This is a genomic window from Bradyrhizobium sp. UFLA05-109, from assembly GCF_054185165.1.
In genome coordinates this window covers 39,763-54,015 of sequence record NZ_JBBIAR010000019.1, presented here as the reverse complement: position 1 = coordinate 54,015, position 14,253 = coordinate 39,763, and the positions used below count along the sequence as shown (strand labels likewise).

13 protein-coding genes and 1 pseudogene are annotated in these 14,253 nt (G+C 57.1%); 6 read left to right on the top strand and 8 right to left on the bottom strand.

All coding sequences use genetic code 11. From position 1 onward, the window contains the following. Window positions 1-208 precede the first annotated feature (208 nt). Together Q3C01_RS16000 and Q3C01_RS15995 are read right to left on the bottom strand one after the other, a co-directional pair. Window positions 209-2,449, bottom strand: coding sequence for a tetratricopeptide repeat protein (locus tag Q3C01_RS16000; RefSeq protein WP_458146278.1), 2,241 nt, complete (start codon window positions 2,447-2,449; stop codon window positions 209-211). A gap of 105 nt (window positions 2,450-2,554) precedes the next feature. Then, window positions 2,555-2,869: a hypothetical protein gene (locus tag Q3C01_RS15995; RefSeq protein WP_458146277.1), complete on the bottom strand. Its 315-nt coding sequence runs from the start codon at window positions 2,867-2,869 to the stop codon at window positions 2,555-2,557. Window positions 2,870-3,339: 470 nt separating this feature from the next. Between Q3C01_RS15995 and Q3C01_RS15990 the strand changes: the two genes are divergently transcribed. After that, the gene (locus tag Q3C01_RS15990; RefSeq protein WP_458146276.1) at window positions 3,340-3,534 is read left to right on the top strand and encodes a hypothetical protein; all 195 of its coding nucleotides are present in this window, start codon (window positions 3,340-3,342) and stop codon (window positions 3,532-3,534) included. On the opposite strand, the pseudogene Q3C01_RS15985 reads toward Q3C01_RS15990, so the two are convergent. The 3 genes and pseudogenes from Q3C01_RS15985 to Q3C01_RS15975 form a co-directional block, all read right to left on the bottom strand. Next, window positions 3,531-3,927 (bottom strand): annotated as a pseudogene (locus tag Q3C01_RS15985) (transposase family protein); the annotation flags it as partial. The gene Q3C01_RS15990 and the pseudogene Q3C01_RS15985 sit on opposite strands and share 4 nt — an antisense overlap. Before the next feature lie 90 nt (window positions 3,928-4,017). Continuing rightward, window positions 4,018-4,857 carry an RMD1 family protein gene (locus Q3C01_RS15980; RefSeq protein ID WP_458146275.1) on the bottom strand — a complete coding sequence of 280 codons (840 nt, stop codon included), beginning with the start codon at window positions 4,855-4,857 and terminating at the stop codon, window positions 4,018-4,020. Window positions 4,858-5,288: 431 nt separating this feature from the next. Next, window positions 5,289-5,510: a hypothetical protein gene (locus tag Q3C01_RS15975; RefSeq protein ID WP_458146274.1), complete on the bottom strand. Its 222-nt coding sequence runs from the start codon at window positions 5,508-5,510 to the stop codon at window positions 5,289-5,291. Window positions 5,511-6,219: 709 nt separating this feature from the next. Here Q3C01_RS15975 and Q3C01_RS15970 point away from each other — a divergent pair. From Q3C01_RS15970 to Q3C01_RS15950, 5 genes are all read left to right on the top strand, one after another. Further along, the gene (locus Q3C01_RS15970; protein WP_458146273.1) at window positions 6,220-6,384 is read left to right on the top strand and encodes a hypothetical protein; all 165 of its coding nucleotides are present in this window, start codon (window positions 6,220-6,222) and stop codon (window positions 6,382-6,384) included. Continuing rightward, window positions 6,381-6,788, top strand: a complete 408-nt coding sequence (gene speD, locus Q3C01_RS15965) for an adenosylmethionine decarboxylase (RefSeq protein WP_458146272.1) — start codon at window positions 6,381-6,383, stop codon at window positions 6,786-6,788. The genes Q3C01_RS15970 and speD overlap by 4 nt, the downstream gene beginning before the upstream one ends. A gap of 254 nt (window positions 6,789-7,042) precedes the next feature. Beyond that, window positions 7,043-8,077 carry a spermine/spermidine synthase domain-containing protein gene (locus Q3C01_RS15960; RefSeq protein ID WP_458146271.1) on the top strand — a complete coding sequence of 345 codons (1,035 nt, stop codon included), beginning with the start codon at window positions 7,043-7,045 and terminating at the stop codon, window positions 8,075-8,077. Window positions 8,078-8,093: 16 nt separating this feature from the next. Continuing rightward, a complete protein-coding gene (locus tag Q3C01_RS15955) occupies window positions 8,094-8,246 on the top strand; it encodes a hypothetical protein (RefSeq protein ID WP_458146270.1) in 153 nt (50 codons plus the stop codon). Between the two features lie 854 nt (window positions 8,247-9,100). After that, the gene (locus tag Q3C01_RS15950) at window positions 9,101-9,826 is read left to right on the top strand and encodes an alpha/beta hydrolase (protein WP_458146269.1); all 726 of its coding nucleotides are present in this window, start codon (window positions 9,101-9,103) and stop codon (window positions 9,824-9,826) included. 271 nt (window positions 9,827-10,097) lie between these two features. Here the strand turns inward: Q3C01_RS15950 and Q3C01_RS15945 are convergent, their stop codons facing one another. Genes Q3C01_RS15945 through Q3C01_RS15935 form a run of 3 tightly spaced genes read right to left on the bottom strand, consistent with a single transcriptional unit; the run spans window position 10,098 to window position 13,286 of the window. Further along, window positions 10,098-11,003 (bottom strand): NAD(P)-dependent oxidoreductase, encoded by a 906-nt coding sequence (locus Q3C01_RS15945; RefSeq protein WP_458146268.1) that lies wholly within the window; start codon window positions 11,001-11,003, stop codon window positions 10,098-10,100. A gap of 3 nt (window positions 11,004-11,006) precedes the next feature. After that, a complete protein-coding gene (locus Q3C01_RS15940) occupies window positions 11,007-11,687 on the bottom strand; it encodes an HAD family hydrolase (protein WP_458146267.1) in 681 nt (226 codons plus the stop codon). Between the two features lie 9 nt (window positions 11,688-11,696). Next, window positions 11,697-13,286, bottom strand: coding sequence for an amidophosphoribosyltransferase (locus Q3C01_RS15935; protein WP_458146266.1), 1,590 nt, complete (start codon window positions 13,284-13,286; stop codon window positions 11,697-11,699). Between the last annotated feature and the right edge of the window lie 967 nt (window positions 13,287-14,253).

Below are 14,253 nucleotides of genomic sequence, written 5' to 3'. Positions count from 1 at the left end.
TCCCCGCCTGTGGCGTGCGGTCGCTCGGGACAACTTGTCGGCCAACCCGGATCCCGTTGCCTCGTCGGTCGCTGAATTTAGAGCGCGTCTCGCGCGACAGGATCCGCTAGACTTTGCCCTTAAGCTTCGAGGTGCAGCTACCATTTTCCTGGCGATCCTGCCGCACGCCGCTCGGCTTCGATGGCAAGGAATGCCATGAGCCGCCAGCTCATATAGGCGTGGCCGAAGACGCAGAAGCTCGATCCCGCCGCGAAGCCAGGTCAGCTTGCAGACTTGTCCGGATGTGCTCACGAGTGAGGAGGTAATCTGGATCTCCGCCAATCTCGACAGCGACCGTGGCGTGGTTCAGTGATGTATCTCGCCGACCCTCGTTGAAGTACTCGATGGCGAGATTGTTGTGCGTGGGCGCGTGGCGAGGGTTGAGTTCAAGAGCTCGAAGGTAGTGCGCGATACTCTCGTTCGCCTTACCAAGCTCGGAATAGGCAAGACCGAGGTTGCTCTGCAAATCTGGATTCGAGGAATTGATATTGGCTGCTGCTAGGTAGGACTCCAGAGCAGCTTTCGGCCTCTCTTGCCGCATCAAGATGTTGCCCTTCTCGAAGTGAGCTCGCCACTCGTTTGGCTTGATGACAAGTGTTCTGTCGAGATCGGCTAGAGCGCCTGCGGCATCTCCCATTCTGTTGCGAAGTGCGGCCCTGTTCAGATGAGCTTCGTAATAGGGGGGACAGAGCTCAATGGCGCGCGCATATGCCTTTAGAGCCTCAGCTTCCCTTGCGGGTACTTTAGAAAGCAGGTTCCCAAGGTCATTGTGATACTCTCCATAGTAGGGATCGTAGGCAATGGCCTCACGCAACTGCTTCTCAGCCCGAGGAAGATCGTCGACGAGTTCATAGACCTGACTGGTGTTGTAGATAAGAATCGACTGGTGAAGCTTGAACCGCTCGTCGCCATACGCCGTAAGCATCTTGCCATGACCTTCCGCGCACAGGCTGAGGGCTTCCTCATATTTCTTCTGCTTGGCCTTGATGTAAGCATAGGCATTCTCTGCAAACACCTTGATATAATCATACTTGTCGTGATCCTTGAAATCCCGTTCGATGGTTTCCAGATTTCGGACGGCGTACTCTTCGGCCACCGTGAGATTGACCGGCTGCTGATAACGTCCATACGTCATTGATTGGGCATAGAGAACCGTCGGCGTGTATCGGCTCTTCGGGAATGTCTCGTAGAATTCATTCAGATAGGGAACGGACACCCGCCCGCAGCCGAGCGAATACAGCACAAAGGCCGCGTTGATGAACGCGGCGTTCACCGAAGCATCTCCCGAGCCGTAGGTGCGAAGCGCAGGATCGACGAAAATTTCCCCGAAGTAGCCGAACCAGAGGTCATACAGGCCGATGCTTTGGAGGATCTGACTCGGTTCTGCAACCAGTTCCAGACGCTTGTATTTGTCCCTTATCGATAGCGCATGAAGCATGACGAGCGGCGCCTCGCCCGTCAGATAGCGGTCGAGGGAAGCGCGGTGCATCTGCTCGTGCAGATGATCTGCGGTCGCCTGCTCGAAGATCGCATAGTTTCGTTGCGCGATGAGATCAGGCGTCGTGCAATCGGATTCAATGTACGATCTGAGAAGGCTGTGCCGTTCCCCGGTGCTGAGGCTGGCCAGATGGAGATCCACGATCGCGATCGGCTCGAGATAGCCGATGACCGGCAATCCGGCAGCCGCGCATTTGCTCAAGGCCTCGGCGATCAGCGGATTCCCACCACTTGCCTCATAGATCTGCCGTTGTTTCTCCGTAGCGAGATTCCGATCCAGGATCGGCCCCAGGTCCTGCATGCTATATCTGCCGAAATGAACTTCGCTGGCTTCCTGGAAATAGAGGCGTTGTTCATAATCGATCAGGAGAAACCGAAACCGGCGCGCATCGTCGTCCAGCCTGTTGAGCAGCTTGATCAGGTTCTTCGCCGGGGCGGACAGGGTAGCCGCCCGGTCGATGACGACGATATGACGTTCGTTGCGTTCTCGGGCACACCTGATCAGGAATTCGGCTAATCCAACCAAGAGTTTATTTTGGTATTCATGATGATAGAAGCGTGTGCGCTCCTCCTTGCTCGAGGTATTGGTGAGATCCTTCGGCACGCTAAAGGCATCGCTGACTAGGCGAGGGAATAGCCGCTTCAAGGATTGTTGTGCCGCCTCAACCAACTTTGGGCCATTTTCAGCAGCCCACGTCAGTTCGGCGTCGATGAGCGTTTGCAGCCCCGCAAGATAGCCGCCGGTCCGCCAGTCGCCGTCAGTGATCGAGATGTCCCGGCCGGAGCTCGCGAGTGCCGATTTGATCGTCGGAATCGGTGCCATGCCCGCTTCTGCCTTCAAAATGGTGATCGGACTGATTTCGACGGAAGATGATATGGCCGGGGCAATGCGCTGCTGGATCAAATCAACCATTCGACTCTCCGGAACTGTCACAAAGGAGGGTGGTCGAAAAGACCACCCTCCGGTGTCGCTATGCCCTCATCAGGTAGATGCATTCAAGGCACTCGTCGAACCAACCTAAAGCGTACCGGTGTACGGAGTGGTGGTGCGGATGGTGGTCTTGATCTCAGCGATCTTCTTCTTCATCACGTTTTCCTTTCCTTCTCTGGCACGCCAGACCAAGCTAAAGTGCGGCCAGACGTGCAGGAAAAGAATAGTGAGTTGCTGCGCCAATCCGCAGCGAAATTCCTTGACCGTCGCTATCAAAAAAATGGAAGTGCGGCTCAGATTGGCGCTAGCAAGGGAGCCGATCTGGCGCTTGGACCGTTGGGACTGGAGGCTCGGCTTTGTCGCGTGGGGCCAGTCTCTTGCTCTGCTGACGTGGACTTGCATCCGGCAACCTTGGCCTTTTTTGGCGCCGATGCGTTTGGCCAGCTTGCTGCCCCAGCGCTTGAGCGCAGAACCAGTGCTGCTTCAGGGCGGTAGAATCATTTCGAGAATACAATCGGCCGCGCGGGCTGGGATTTCGCGCTCATCATGGCTGCCGAAGCAGGACTTGAAGGATCGGACGCAAGTCCAAGGTCAGAGTTCCCCCCAAGCCGTTCAGTTGGCTCGACGTTTGCGCGAGGTGTCCGCGCTCCGCAACGCCTTCGATCCCATTTCCGATATAGCATTGGTGACGCCGGCGGTCGCGTCTCGGATCCTAGGGCTGAGACTCGATCAGAGCCAGAAGGCGACGTTGGTTGCGAGCGCCACGGCGGACAGGAACAAGATGTAACCTGACGTAGCGTTAGATTTGCGTTTTGCATTCGCTCTGTTAAGCAGAAGGACGGCTGGGGTTAAGCTAAGGAAGTGACGCTCGAATGAAAAAAATCTTGTTTGTGACTGCGACCGCCATCGCGCTTGCAGTAATGGGGCCGACTTTCGTCGCTGAGGCCGCAGGACTGGCCGACACCAATGCGCAGGTCGACGATCCGTCAGGTTTTTGCAGCTTCAGCCCGGCGACGGAATGGCTCTGCCGAACCTTTTCTTGCTTAGCCGACCCGGATTGCTCTTAGGTCCGGAGCCAGAAGGCGACGGCGGTTGCGAGCGCCACGGCGGACAGGAAATTGGCGGCGAGCCGGTCGTACCGGAAGTCCTTGAGGCGGCAGAAGGCGTTTCTCGATCAAGTGGCGGCCCCGGTAGCGCTGCTCGTCATATCGGATGGTACGCTTGCGATTGCGGCGGCCGGGTATGACGGGCGTGGCGCCTGCTTGGCAGGCGAGGCGGCGTAGCCGGTCGGCGACATAGCCTTTGTCACCCAGCAGGTATTGGATCGGCCCGGCCCATTCGAGCGGGCCGGGTGTCAGCATCAGGGCATAGGGACGGCCAATGACGTCAGTGAGCGCGTGGACCTTGGTCGTCCAGCCGCCGCGCGAGCGACCGATCGCCTGGGCCGCACGCCCCCCTTTGCTCCGGCCGCGCGGACACTGATCCTGTTGTATCCGCGACCCTTCATGCTCGTACACGCTGGGGACTACGCGATTGAGCGAACGTAATCGCTAGTGAGTTCCAGTGAGGATCTGGACGCAGCCGATCACGACTTCGATCAGGATGAGCACGACGATGGCGACCTCCAGGCGAAAAGAGCGTTGCGTGTCGATAATATCCGTTAGCGCATTCCCAGTCTCGGAGATTGCCTTGAGCTTGCGCTCGAGCGTGTCGAGGCGCTCCTGCAGCTCATATTCGTCCTCGAGACGCGAATAGAGACGGTCGAGGCCTGGCCTCTCCCCGAGCACGTCAGGCTTCTCCGCGACCGCGACACGGCCAGCGACGCGCTGCTGCACCAGCAGCACGTTACCAATCAGTTGCAGGATTCCCTTGCGTCGGCGCGGCGTGCGGCCGCGCTGGGCGAGCTCTCGCGCAAAGGGCTCGATGACGTCGAAAACGGCGCCGACGCGGCGCTCGTCGCGGGCAAGCGCCGTGCTCTTGGCGATCGCGTCCGCGATCAGGAGCAGCCGGTCGTCCGAGAATTTGGCGATGCAGATTGGCCCGCCAGGCTGGATAGTCTCAGAGGCGTCATCGTTGCAGAGCTGCACCTGCGCGGTCTCTTCCTCGTAGGGACTGAATTCGCCGATCACGCGCGGCTTCAAGGTGTCGACCAGAACCTTCTCTTCGGAGGGCAAGAGGCCGATCAGCACCACGATGCCGTAGCGGAAGATCACGGCGAGCCCGGCGTGAACCCGGAACGCGGCCGGCGTCGACGACACCATCGTTCCGATCTCCAAGCCCGCCGCATTGATGCGGTCGCCCAGCATCAGAGCACGAATCCCCAAACTCGGCGCGGCGTCCTGCCCCGGTGATGTTGCGAACGTGGCCACAGAAAGTTGATCGGCATTCACACGAGAATCCTCATTGGACAGATGCAGATCACCCCTTTGCTTGCTTGCTCGTCGAGACGCGACGGCCGCACGCCGCAAGGGCCGCCATTCTTGCAGGGATGTAATCAGTCGCACTGTCCCGACAATCTTCGCGATAAAAGTCAATTACGTTCGTCGGAGCGCGCGCGCGAGGACACAGTCACTTCCATCGCGATGAGGTCGGCCTTCTGTCATCTTGGGCAAGTTGCACCTACTGTTCGCTCGGGAGCGCCGTTTAATGCTGCGATCATGTTCCGCTCGTGATCAAGCGGTTCGGCGTCGCTTTGTCGCGCCTGAAGCCAACAACGAGCAAGTGACCGTCTCATGCCAGAGGCTAGCGCGTACACTTCGACCCAGCGAAGCACGTCAGGGATGAGCAATTGGGCTGGTGAGTACCCATCCCTTATCCGCTTCTACTTGAGTGTCTGCCGCGCGATCATTGCGGACCAATCAAGCCCCTGCACGGAGCCGAGGAAGCCATGTCGCGGCTCGGTGCTTGGTTCCGTGCAGATGTCAACGCCTTGTGGGCAAAGCCTGCGCTCTGCCACTTCGGCGTCTTCCAACTTCGAGTGCTGCGACGCAAAGGTCCATTTACTCGGCCGGGGCATGCGCGCGTACTTGTAAACATAAAACATGCGCTATCTCCAGGCTAGCATCTACGCTTCGCTCTCGCCGCTAACAACCTGCGGGAATTGGTAGGTCGGCTCCCCTTGGTTGCTTGTTCATGCAGGAAGGAGTGCCGGACGAGATTGCGTATGTTGGTCAGGGTAACGGACCGCGCGGGGAGTGAAGTTTTGGATACTCCATGCCGAGGTGCATCCGCTCCAAAACAGCGCGATCTACCTCAATCGTACAGCGCCTGACATGCTCAACGAATTTTGAATCTTAGCGCAAGCATTGGGCTGTGAAGGAAGTGGACCTTCACCGCGTTATGCACCGCAGCGTCAGATCCTCTCGTCAGCGCCCCATGGTCTTCCAAATTGCCGAACATGAGAGTATTGAACCAACCCTCGCATCAGCGATGATGCCGGTCGTCGCAGGTCTCGAGGGGCACGTTCATGCAGAAGCCGGTGTCGGTGGAAGGCCACCGCCGGGCCATAAAGGACAGCTTCACACCGCCAAAAACGGGCTCGCAATAATCCATTTGGATGTGCTCGTCGGAAACTGATTGCCTTTCTGTAAGCACCCGCCGGCTGCGCGGGCGTTGCAGCGCCAGTCGGACTTAGGCACGGCCATACTACCAGAGTTAATAGTTTTCTTGCTCTTCAACTATCAGCTAAGTTGAGCTGTTTCAGAAGGTACATGTCGTGCGCGCAAAGCGCGGCCGGGAGGGGGAGAGAATCGATGCGGTTTGATTTCACCGCGCTGCGTCACACCTCTCTCAATGATTGCCCCATTCGCTCAACTTGTATCGCCCCTGCGATCGTGTCGCCCCGTCTTCCGTTGGCAATTGCCCCGCGCCTTCAAAAGCTCTATCGGATCGAAAATTCAGTTGAGAATGCAAAATGACTGATGACGGAGCGATTGATGCTGGACCGGTAAATTCTATTGGTGGAGCTCATATCCTGCTTGACCTTTGGGAAGCGAACCACCTTTACGATCCGTCCATCGCGGAAGACGCAATTCGGAAAGCTGTTCGCGCAGCGAAAGCGACGCTGATTCACCTTCATGTGCATAGGTTCTTTCCAAGTCACGGCGTTTCGGCAGTAGCTTTGTTGGCCGAATCGCACATGACCTTACATACCTGGCCTCAGAGCGGCTACGTGGCTGCTGATGTTTTTGTCTGTGGCAGCGGTGATGCAAAAAGTGCAGTCGCGGCTTTGATCGAGGCTTTCCAGCCTGGACGATCTGACGTCCGCAGTGTGAGAAGAGGTAACGGTCAGGCAAGTGGAGCTTATGACCAAAGCCCATAAAGGGTGCGCCGCGGCCAGACGTCGTCGTGGGAGGGAATGCGATCGGTGGTCATGACCCGTCGACAGTAGGGGCACCACGCACCAAGGGAGCCGATCAGTTCGGCCCGCCGGACCTCTCGCATCGGGCTACTGCCGCTCACCCTCATAGTCTTTGCAGACAGACACAGTTTCGCGCCAATCTCGTCGAGTCACCGCATCGGGATTTGTCGTCCGCGCTGCAAAAACTCCATTGATCTTCAAGCATAAGGTCTCGAATGATGAGTGAGAAATCTTCTTCCCATACGCGCAAACCCGTGGTGTCAAGGCAAGACAATCAACATCCGACTTATCTTGCGTTCTCGGAAGACAGCGATCTCTTCGATAGATACAGCTATTGTCTGCGCCGCATCGTTCATCTCGGCCATACGCCTTTTCAAGCTGTATGCGTTGCGGAGACCGCGAATTATGGCGTCACTCTTTTCTTGGATGGCATGATCCAAAGCGCTGCTTTGGATCAGGAGCTGTATCACGAACTCTTGGTCCAACCCGCGATGCTCGCTCATCCAGCACCTAGGAATGTACTGGTTATCGGCGGGGGAGAAGGAGCGACCATTTGGCAGGCGCTGCGCCATAAGTCGGTCGAGACGGCAACGATGGTTGATCTCGACAGCGAACTGATTAGTATATGCCGGAAATATCTGAAAGACTGGCATCGAGGAGCGTTCGACGATCCCCGATGCAGGGTCGTTTTCTTGGATGGTAGAGAGTTCATCGTAAACGACCAAGACCTTTATGATGTCATTGTCATCGATTTGAGCGATCTCGTTTCCGATAGCCCGGCGCTGGCTCTCTACACTCGGGAATTTTATCTGCTTATCAAAGAGCGGCTGAGGCCAGGCGGCGTTGTTGCCGTTCAGGCGCTGAGGTTTTCTTTTGCTGACGGCCGCGCTCATGCAATGCTGGCGCGAACGCTCAAGAGCGTCTTTGAGCAAGTTCATACTTACAGCGCGTTGATTCCCTCATTCTTGCGAGGTTGGGGATTTCTCGTCGCATCTGACTGGTTCGACCCGACGCGACTATCCGCGTCGGCTATGAATTCGACAATCTCAAAACGCTTAGAGGTATCTCTCTCTCACTTAACCGGTGAATTCTTTAGGTCATGCTGTACCCATTGCTCACAAGCGCAAAGGCTACTTGCGTCGGACGGGCCTATCTTTGAAGATAATAAGATGGGCGATCTCGAAAAGATACTCGCACAACTAGTACCTCTGTACGGTGAATCTGACCGGTTGAGCGCTGGGTCAGAGTAGGTCCGGCAGTTGGTTGGTGATCAACGAGCAGTTCGATGCTGCGGGGTGTCCTCGGCTGCCTTCGGATGAATCCTGCCCGTTCGAGCGTCAGCACCATCTGATGAACCAATGGCAGGCTGACGCGGAAGTATTCCTGCATGTCGGTCTCGGCCTGGGGACGGCGGTGTAACCGGCTCTCGGCAACGATGACGGGGCAGGCCATCTCCCACGGCAGCATGGTCAGCGAAAGGCCATGGGCAGCCGAACATGTCGCGGGGCGGGGGACAACCGCCGCAATGTCGAAGCGCACGCGAGAGCCTGCGGCAATCAGGCCGCTGCGGGCAATTGTTCCGTGTCGATCGAAGCGCCAGACTACTCTTTCGGGCTCAGCATTTCGGGGACTTCGCCTGCGCCAGGCGGTCTTCGCTCTGTCTCATCCGAGACTTCGTGGACGACGGAAGACATCAGCGGCTCGTCCCAAGCTAAAGCTTGGCGAGCATGCGTTGCAGCTCCTTGCGATCGACGCTGGCGCTGTCCTTGAAAAGCGCAACATCATCCTGAAGACATCACGCTTGGGGGCGTTGACGCGGCGCGCGCGATCAAGGGGCGCTTGGCAGACTCGTGTGACAAGCTCCATCGGAGTCATCCATCGTACCAAGAAAATTAAATGGCACATACAAAGTACCTTTCCGTCGTATCGTTTCATTATTTATCGTTGCGAAACGCATTTTTTGCCCCCGTTGCGTGTTCGCTCGTGTACGTATGGTCAGCGTATCCTTGACTTGACCAGATTCCCGTAGCAGGTTGGCGACTTCTGCGAGGCGCGCCTGCGGTCATTCGGTCGGTAATGATTTCGTTTTTGTCCCTTGATTGCTCCGGACCAGGGGAGACCCGCGACGGCAAAAGATTTGTGGGAGAGCAGATGAGTCGTCATACGATCGAAGCAAACGAGAAGCGGATACCTGATATTTTTTGCGACAAATACCTTTTCCGCGTCCGCTGACTGCCGCGCCGATCTAACCATCCTTGCGGAGGAGCTACAATATGTCGACCTACGTCCTCGTCCACGGCGCCTGGCACACCGGAGCCGAGCTCGAGCCGGTCGCCGCACCCATTCGCGCCGCCGGTCACACCGTTCATACGCCCACGATCAAGGGCAACCGGGTGGGCGATGCCAAGACCACGGGACTCAAGGAGGCGATCCAGTCCATCGCCGATTATCTCGTCGAGAACAATCTGAAGGATGTGATCCTGCTCGGCCACTCCTATGGCGGCATGATCATCACGGGGGTCGCTGACCTCGTGCCGGAACGGATCCGCCGGCTGGTCTATTGGAACGCCTTCGTCCCCAACAACGGCGAGTCGCTCAACGACATGGTGCCGCCGCACTATCTCGGCCTGTTCGAGATGATCGCGGCCGAGCGCGGCGACGGCTCGGTGGTGCTGCCATTCCCGATCTGGCGCGAGGCGTTCATCAACGATGCCGATCTCGAACTGGCGCAGAAGGCTTACGACATCCTCAATCCGCATCCCCTCAAGACGTTCAGCGACAAGATCGCGCTGAAGACCAACCCGGCCGAGATGCAGCTGGCGAAGTCCTACATCAACTGCACCGAGGATACCGCGCTGCCGCACGGCTATCCCTGGCATCCGCGGCTGTCGGAGAAGCTCGGGCTGTTCCGCCTGGTTCAGGTGCCGGGCAGCCACGAATTGTGCTTCTCCGATCCGGCCCGGCTGGCACGCGCGATCCTGGAAGCAGGACGGGATTAAACTTGCTGCGTCACGAGACCCTGATAGGAGCGCGGAACGCGCGTCTCGGACTATGCTTCGTATCGCCGGGCGAGCATGAAGGCCCGGCTCTCACCCGCGGCCAACCTTCGAGACGCCCGAGGCGTACCAGGCCTAATCGAAGAGATGACGGATCATGGCGAGGCGTTGTGACATTGTGATTACCACAATCGCATGCGTGCCGACGAGCCGGCTGGATATATGTGGCCGCTCCGCATCCTCATATAGTTCGTTGCGGCAGGATGGGCCGCATTTATAGGCGGCACAAATGAGGTAGTGTCAGTTCGCCGTTACCCGCGGCAACGGAGACATTCAACTTCTGCGCAGCGGCAGCCAGGACCGGCACCGAAACTGCACTCTCGTCTGCCAGGCGCACGGCGCATTCGATATCCTTTGCGGAATTCGCAATCGAGATCGCCAGAACATCGGGTTTCTCACCCAACAAAAAGGCGACGAAGGCTTGGAATATTCCGCTATTAGTCGAGCCGCGACTGACCAAAGAGCGCAGCGTTACAAGATCGATGTCAAGAACGTGTGCAAATTGGCAAACCTCCGCTGCTACTGCCGCTATGCCCATTGTCATGCTATTGTAAACAAGCTTGAGCCTGTGGCCTTGTCCGACATCCCCGACATGAAGAACGGTTTCACAAAATGCGGCAAGAATGCCGTTAGCCACAGGAAAAAGCTTTTCATTCGATCCAACGATCGCGTTGAGGAGCCCAAATTCTGCTTGGTCGGGGCTTCGTGTTACTGGGGCATCTATCAAATTTAGACCGCGCCTTTGAGCCTCCTCAGCCAGTGCGACCGTCGAAGCAGGATAAGAGGTCGTGCAGTCGATTATCAAGCCTCCCGGCGACATATGGGCGAACAGCCCATCATCCTCAAGGCACACCGCCTCAACTTCGCGGCTTGAAGGTAAAGATAACACGACGGCCCTTACCTGCCGCGCCAACTCGGCGACTGAAGGATGTTCATGAGCGCCTGCGCCAGTTAAGCGATCCGCACCGAAACGATTTTTGTTTGCTTTGATATGCAGCTCAACTCGGTGACGCAACAGGCTGATACCCATACCGGTCCCCATGCGACCGATTCCGATAAGGCCAATTCTCTGCCCGGTCGTCGTGGTAGCGGTGCTGGGCAACGATTTCTCGCCGATCATGGTTTACGCGTTCCGAAAGAAACCGCGGCCTTGTAAGATCGGAACCAACTCATGATGGTTGTCGATCGTGTAGTCTGGATGCGCAGCCCGCAAGCGCGAATCCGAAACAAATCCTCCGGTAATGGATATGCTCGTGAGTCCGAGCTTGCGTGCGATATCCGTTTCGACAGGCATGTCGCCTATGATGAAGGTTGACGCCGGCTCCAGGTGGTTTTCCTGCATGTATTGCCGAAGCCGCTCTCCTTTACTCATCGACTTGTATTGAGTGGTGCGGCTTTCAAAGGCGAGCACGTCGTCGATGTAATCATTGATTCCAAGTCGTCTCAATTGGGAACGCAGCGGGTCGACTATATGGTTGCTCACGATGATCGACGAAGCGTCTTCTTGGCGCGCCAACTCCAACACTCTGCGTGCGCCCTCGCGCAGATCGGCTTTGTCCGCGAGTGGTTCGTAGGTGTCGTGAAAGAGCGCACTTCCGTCCCCATCCACCGTCGCAACATCTTCTTGTGACATTCCGAGGCTGCGGTAAAGCAGAGATAGCGGAACGTCGCAGTGTTCGCGAAAAGTGTTCATGTCGATCGTTGTGTAACCAAAGCGATGCAGGATGGCGTTAGTCGTTTGAAGAAGCGCGTACGCGTCATCGAGCAGCGTTCCATTCCAATCGAATACGAGAACGGGTTTCATGATCTAGCCTCAAGCAGGGATTGGTTCCAAATAGGGAAGGTTGGCCACCAGCGTGCGCAAATTCCTGTTAGCGCGCGTCTGTCCCGCAGGAGTCGGCATCTCGAAGGTAAACGGTGATAAATCGAAGTCGTCCTGCCTGCCGGGCAGCAACGGTACGAGAAGTTCGAACGGCAAATAAGTTATCGTGGCTGCATCGATGGATGCCGCAATCCTGGTTTCGACGATTTTGAGAACTTTCGGCTCCATCTTATGAAAGCGAATACTTTGCGTGCGCTGCTCGGGCGTCAATCGTTTCCATATCCGCCAGAATGCGAGCTCATCTAGATTGTCGATGCCCACGCCGTAATAGTTCGGAGCCACGATAGGCGGCGAACCGATCGCCCAATGTACGGCTGCGGCTCCAGCGGCGAGCAGCATGCTCGTGACGGCCTGACTGGTGTCGCCGCTGATGAGGGCCTCGTCGACGATTATTATCTTGCTTTTTGCAAGGTCGGTTCCCGACACGCGGTACTTTTCGGCAATACGAGACTTTCGTTGGTCAGGTGTATCAAGGAGTGTTCGGTGAGGAAATTGCGTTGCAACGACTTCCTGACGCTGGGCGAACACGCCGTAATCGTCGAGAGAGGCAAACAGTCCGTCAGCGTAGGGCCCTCCGGTACGTGGCATCGAGGAAACGATCGAAGGCGTGGTGCAAGGTTCTGCTTGAAGTCGCTGCGCAACAAGGCGGCCAAGAGCAAGCCCGAGGTTGTAGCGCGTCTCGGAATGTGATTGGCCTTCGACCGATGTGTTCGGATTTCCCAGGTAGAGAGCTTCGTAGGCGCAGAGTTTGGCTTTGTATGGCCCGTTGCCCACCGAACGATCAACGCAGGATCCCAATGTTCCATCTACATATTTGATGTGGCCCGGCAAAAGCTGCTTTGTCTTACCCTGTAGACCGGCAAACGCGCAATTTTCCGAAGCGAAGAGCAGGAACCCGTCATCTGTTTGCATGGTTTCCAAGGGGCGCAAACCACATCGATTACGGTATGCAACCAGATTTCCTTCTCCGTCCAAGAAGAGCGCGCTGATCGCGCCATCAACACGATCATCGATGTCGCGAAAGACAGTTTCGTAATTGACCGGCAGGCCGTGCCGCCAGTAGTCTCTTTCGCAGGATCGTTCGATCCATTTAAGCAAGAGTTCAGCATCTGTGTTGCCGCTGAGCCTGTGACCCTGGGCAAGCAAGTCTTCCCTGAATTCACAAGCATTGACCAAAGCACCATCCAGAGAAATTGCCAAATGGCGGCTGGTGCCCGCATTATTGTGAATTGGCTGAATGTCACCGTCATCGCCGTTTCTGCGGTAGCGGCTACGGATATGGGCGATTGCAACGTGGGGGCTAAAAGTGCAATCCCGTTCGTCGTGCACGATGCGCACTGAACCGCACGACGGCCGAAGCGCTCTCGCATATCGAACACCTCGTTCGTGCATGAAGGCTGCAACGCCAACTCCCGCCTGCCCACGAAGAATTAGTTTCGGAATCATGTGCTCGAGACGATCGTAAACCCTCGCCGGTGAATTGCTCGAAGGGCATAGAAACGCTGCGGCAAGACCGGACATGCTCATTAGCCCCACTTGTTGAGGAACCGGCGCCGGAGCCATGCCGGCGAACGTATCTAAGCCGCGCTGGCGTTATGACGTGGTACCGCCCCGTTTAAGCAAGCGCCGTACCAATCCAGAGATGAATCGGCGCGCGCCGCCGGACTGACAGGAATTTGAGAGATTCAGCTATTCTGCCAAGGGTGATCTGACATTGTCAGAATCCCGACACGCTGTCTAAAGCGCGACGCGCTGGTACGAAATGAGCCAAGCTCCGGCTGTTGGTGGTTGTCCTACTCTCTACCGAGAACTTTCCCGGTCGTCCTGGAGCCGCGCGGCGCTTACCGCCATGGTGCAGGAAGTCCACGCGCAGGGCATCTCGATGCGGTCGTTCGGATGATCTGGTGCAGGCGATGGGGATGAGCGGGTCGAGCATAGCAATGTGCTCGGGTTTGAGGCGAGGACATGAATCGCCGCTTGCTAGACCGAGGGAATCTAAGGACGACTTCTTCAACGACCCCCGAGCACTTTATGCGCTACGCGTTGGCGCATGCCGGCAAGAGCGGACGGCGCGTCGTCTCCGCCTTCATCGCCACGGGATTTGCCCAGGGCGATGCCTAGGCGGTGCTTGCCGAGACCTCGACGGCTTTCAAGCTTAAGTCACTCAAGTTGTGAAGCGCATCGGCGCATCGCATCGCATGAATCCACGACCAAAGTCGCTGACTATCTCCTTCGGAAACTAGCCGCTGCATTGCACTGAAGATCGCTGCCAGCATACAACTCTAAGCTGTTGTTTAGATGGGGCGTACCGGCTCGTCAAAAGCTCAAGCCCATTCCGCTTTTACCCAACATTACCCGGATTGCGTTGCGCGCCCTCTGGGCGGATGCAGCTCGCCCGGCCTTAGCTAAAAATTATCCGAAAAGCGTCCTTCGCGGAAGAACCGTAGGCCGCATGTCCAAATGCCGGGATGAAACCTTTCAGGAGAGC

What these genes read in the sequence shown, in the direction of transcription:
- Q3C01_RS16000 (WP_458146278.1), bottom strand. Translation starts at nt 2,449, where the DNA reads ATGGTTGATTTGATCCAGCAGCGCATTGCCCCGGCCATATCATCTTCC.
- Q3C01_RS15995 (WP_458146277.1), bottom strand. Translation starts at nt 2,869, where the DNA reads ATGCAAGTCCACGTCAGCAGAGCAAGAGACTGGCCCCACGCGACAAAG.
- Q3C01_RS15990 (WP_458146276.1), top strand. Translation starts at nt 3,340, where the DNA reads ATGAAAAAAATCTTGTTTGTGACTGCGACCGCCATCGCGCTTGCAGTA.
- Q3C01_RS15975 (WP_458146274.1), bottom strand. Translation starts at nt 5,510, where the DNA reads ATGTTTTATGTTTACAAGTACGCGCGCATGCCCCGGCCGAGTAAATGG.
- Q3C01_RS15970 (WP_458146273.1), top strand. Translation starts at nt 6,220, where the DNA reads ATGCGGTTTGATTTCACCGCGCTGCGTCACACCTCTCTCAATGATTGC.
- speD (WP_458146272.1), top strand. Translation starts at nt 6,381, where the DNA reads ATGACTGATGACGGAGCGATTGATGCTGGACCGGTAAATTCTATTGGT.
- Q3C01_RS15960 (WP_458146271.1), top strand. Translation starts at nt 7,043, where the DNA reads ATGATGAGTGAGAAATCTTCTTCCCATACGCGCAAACCCGTGGTGTCA.
- Q3C01_RS15950 (WP_458146269.1), top strand. Translation starts at nt 9,101, where the DNA reads ATGTCGACCTACGTCCTCGTCCACGGCGCCTGGCACACCGGAGCCGAG.
- Q3C01_RS15945 (WP_458146268.1), bottom strand. Translation starts at nt 11,003, where the DNA reads ATGATCGGCGAGAAATCGTTGCCCAGCACCGCTACCACGACGACCGGG.
- Q3C01_RS15940 (WP_458146267.1), bottom strand. Translation starts at nt 11,687, where the DNA reads ATGAAACCCGTTCTCGTATTCGATTGGAATGGAACGCTGCTCGATGAC.
- Q3C01_RS15935 (WP_458146266.1), bottom strand. Translation starts at nt 13,286, where the DNA reads ATGTCCGGTCTTGCCGCAGCGTTTCTATGCCCTTCGAGCAATTCACCG.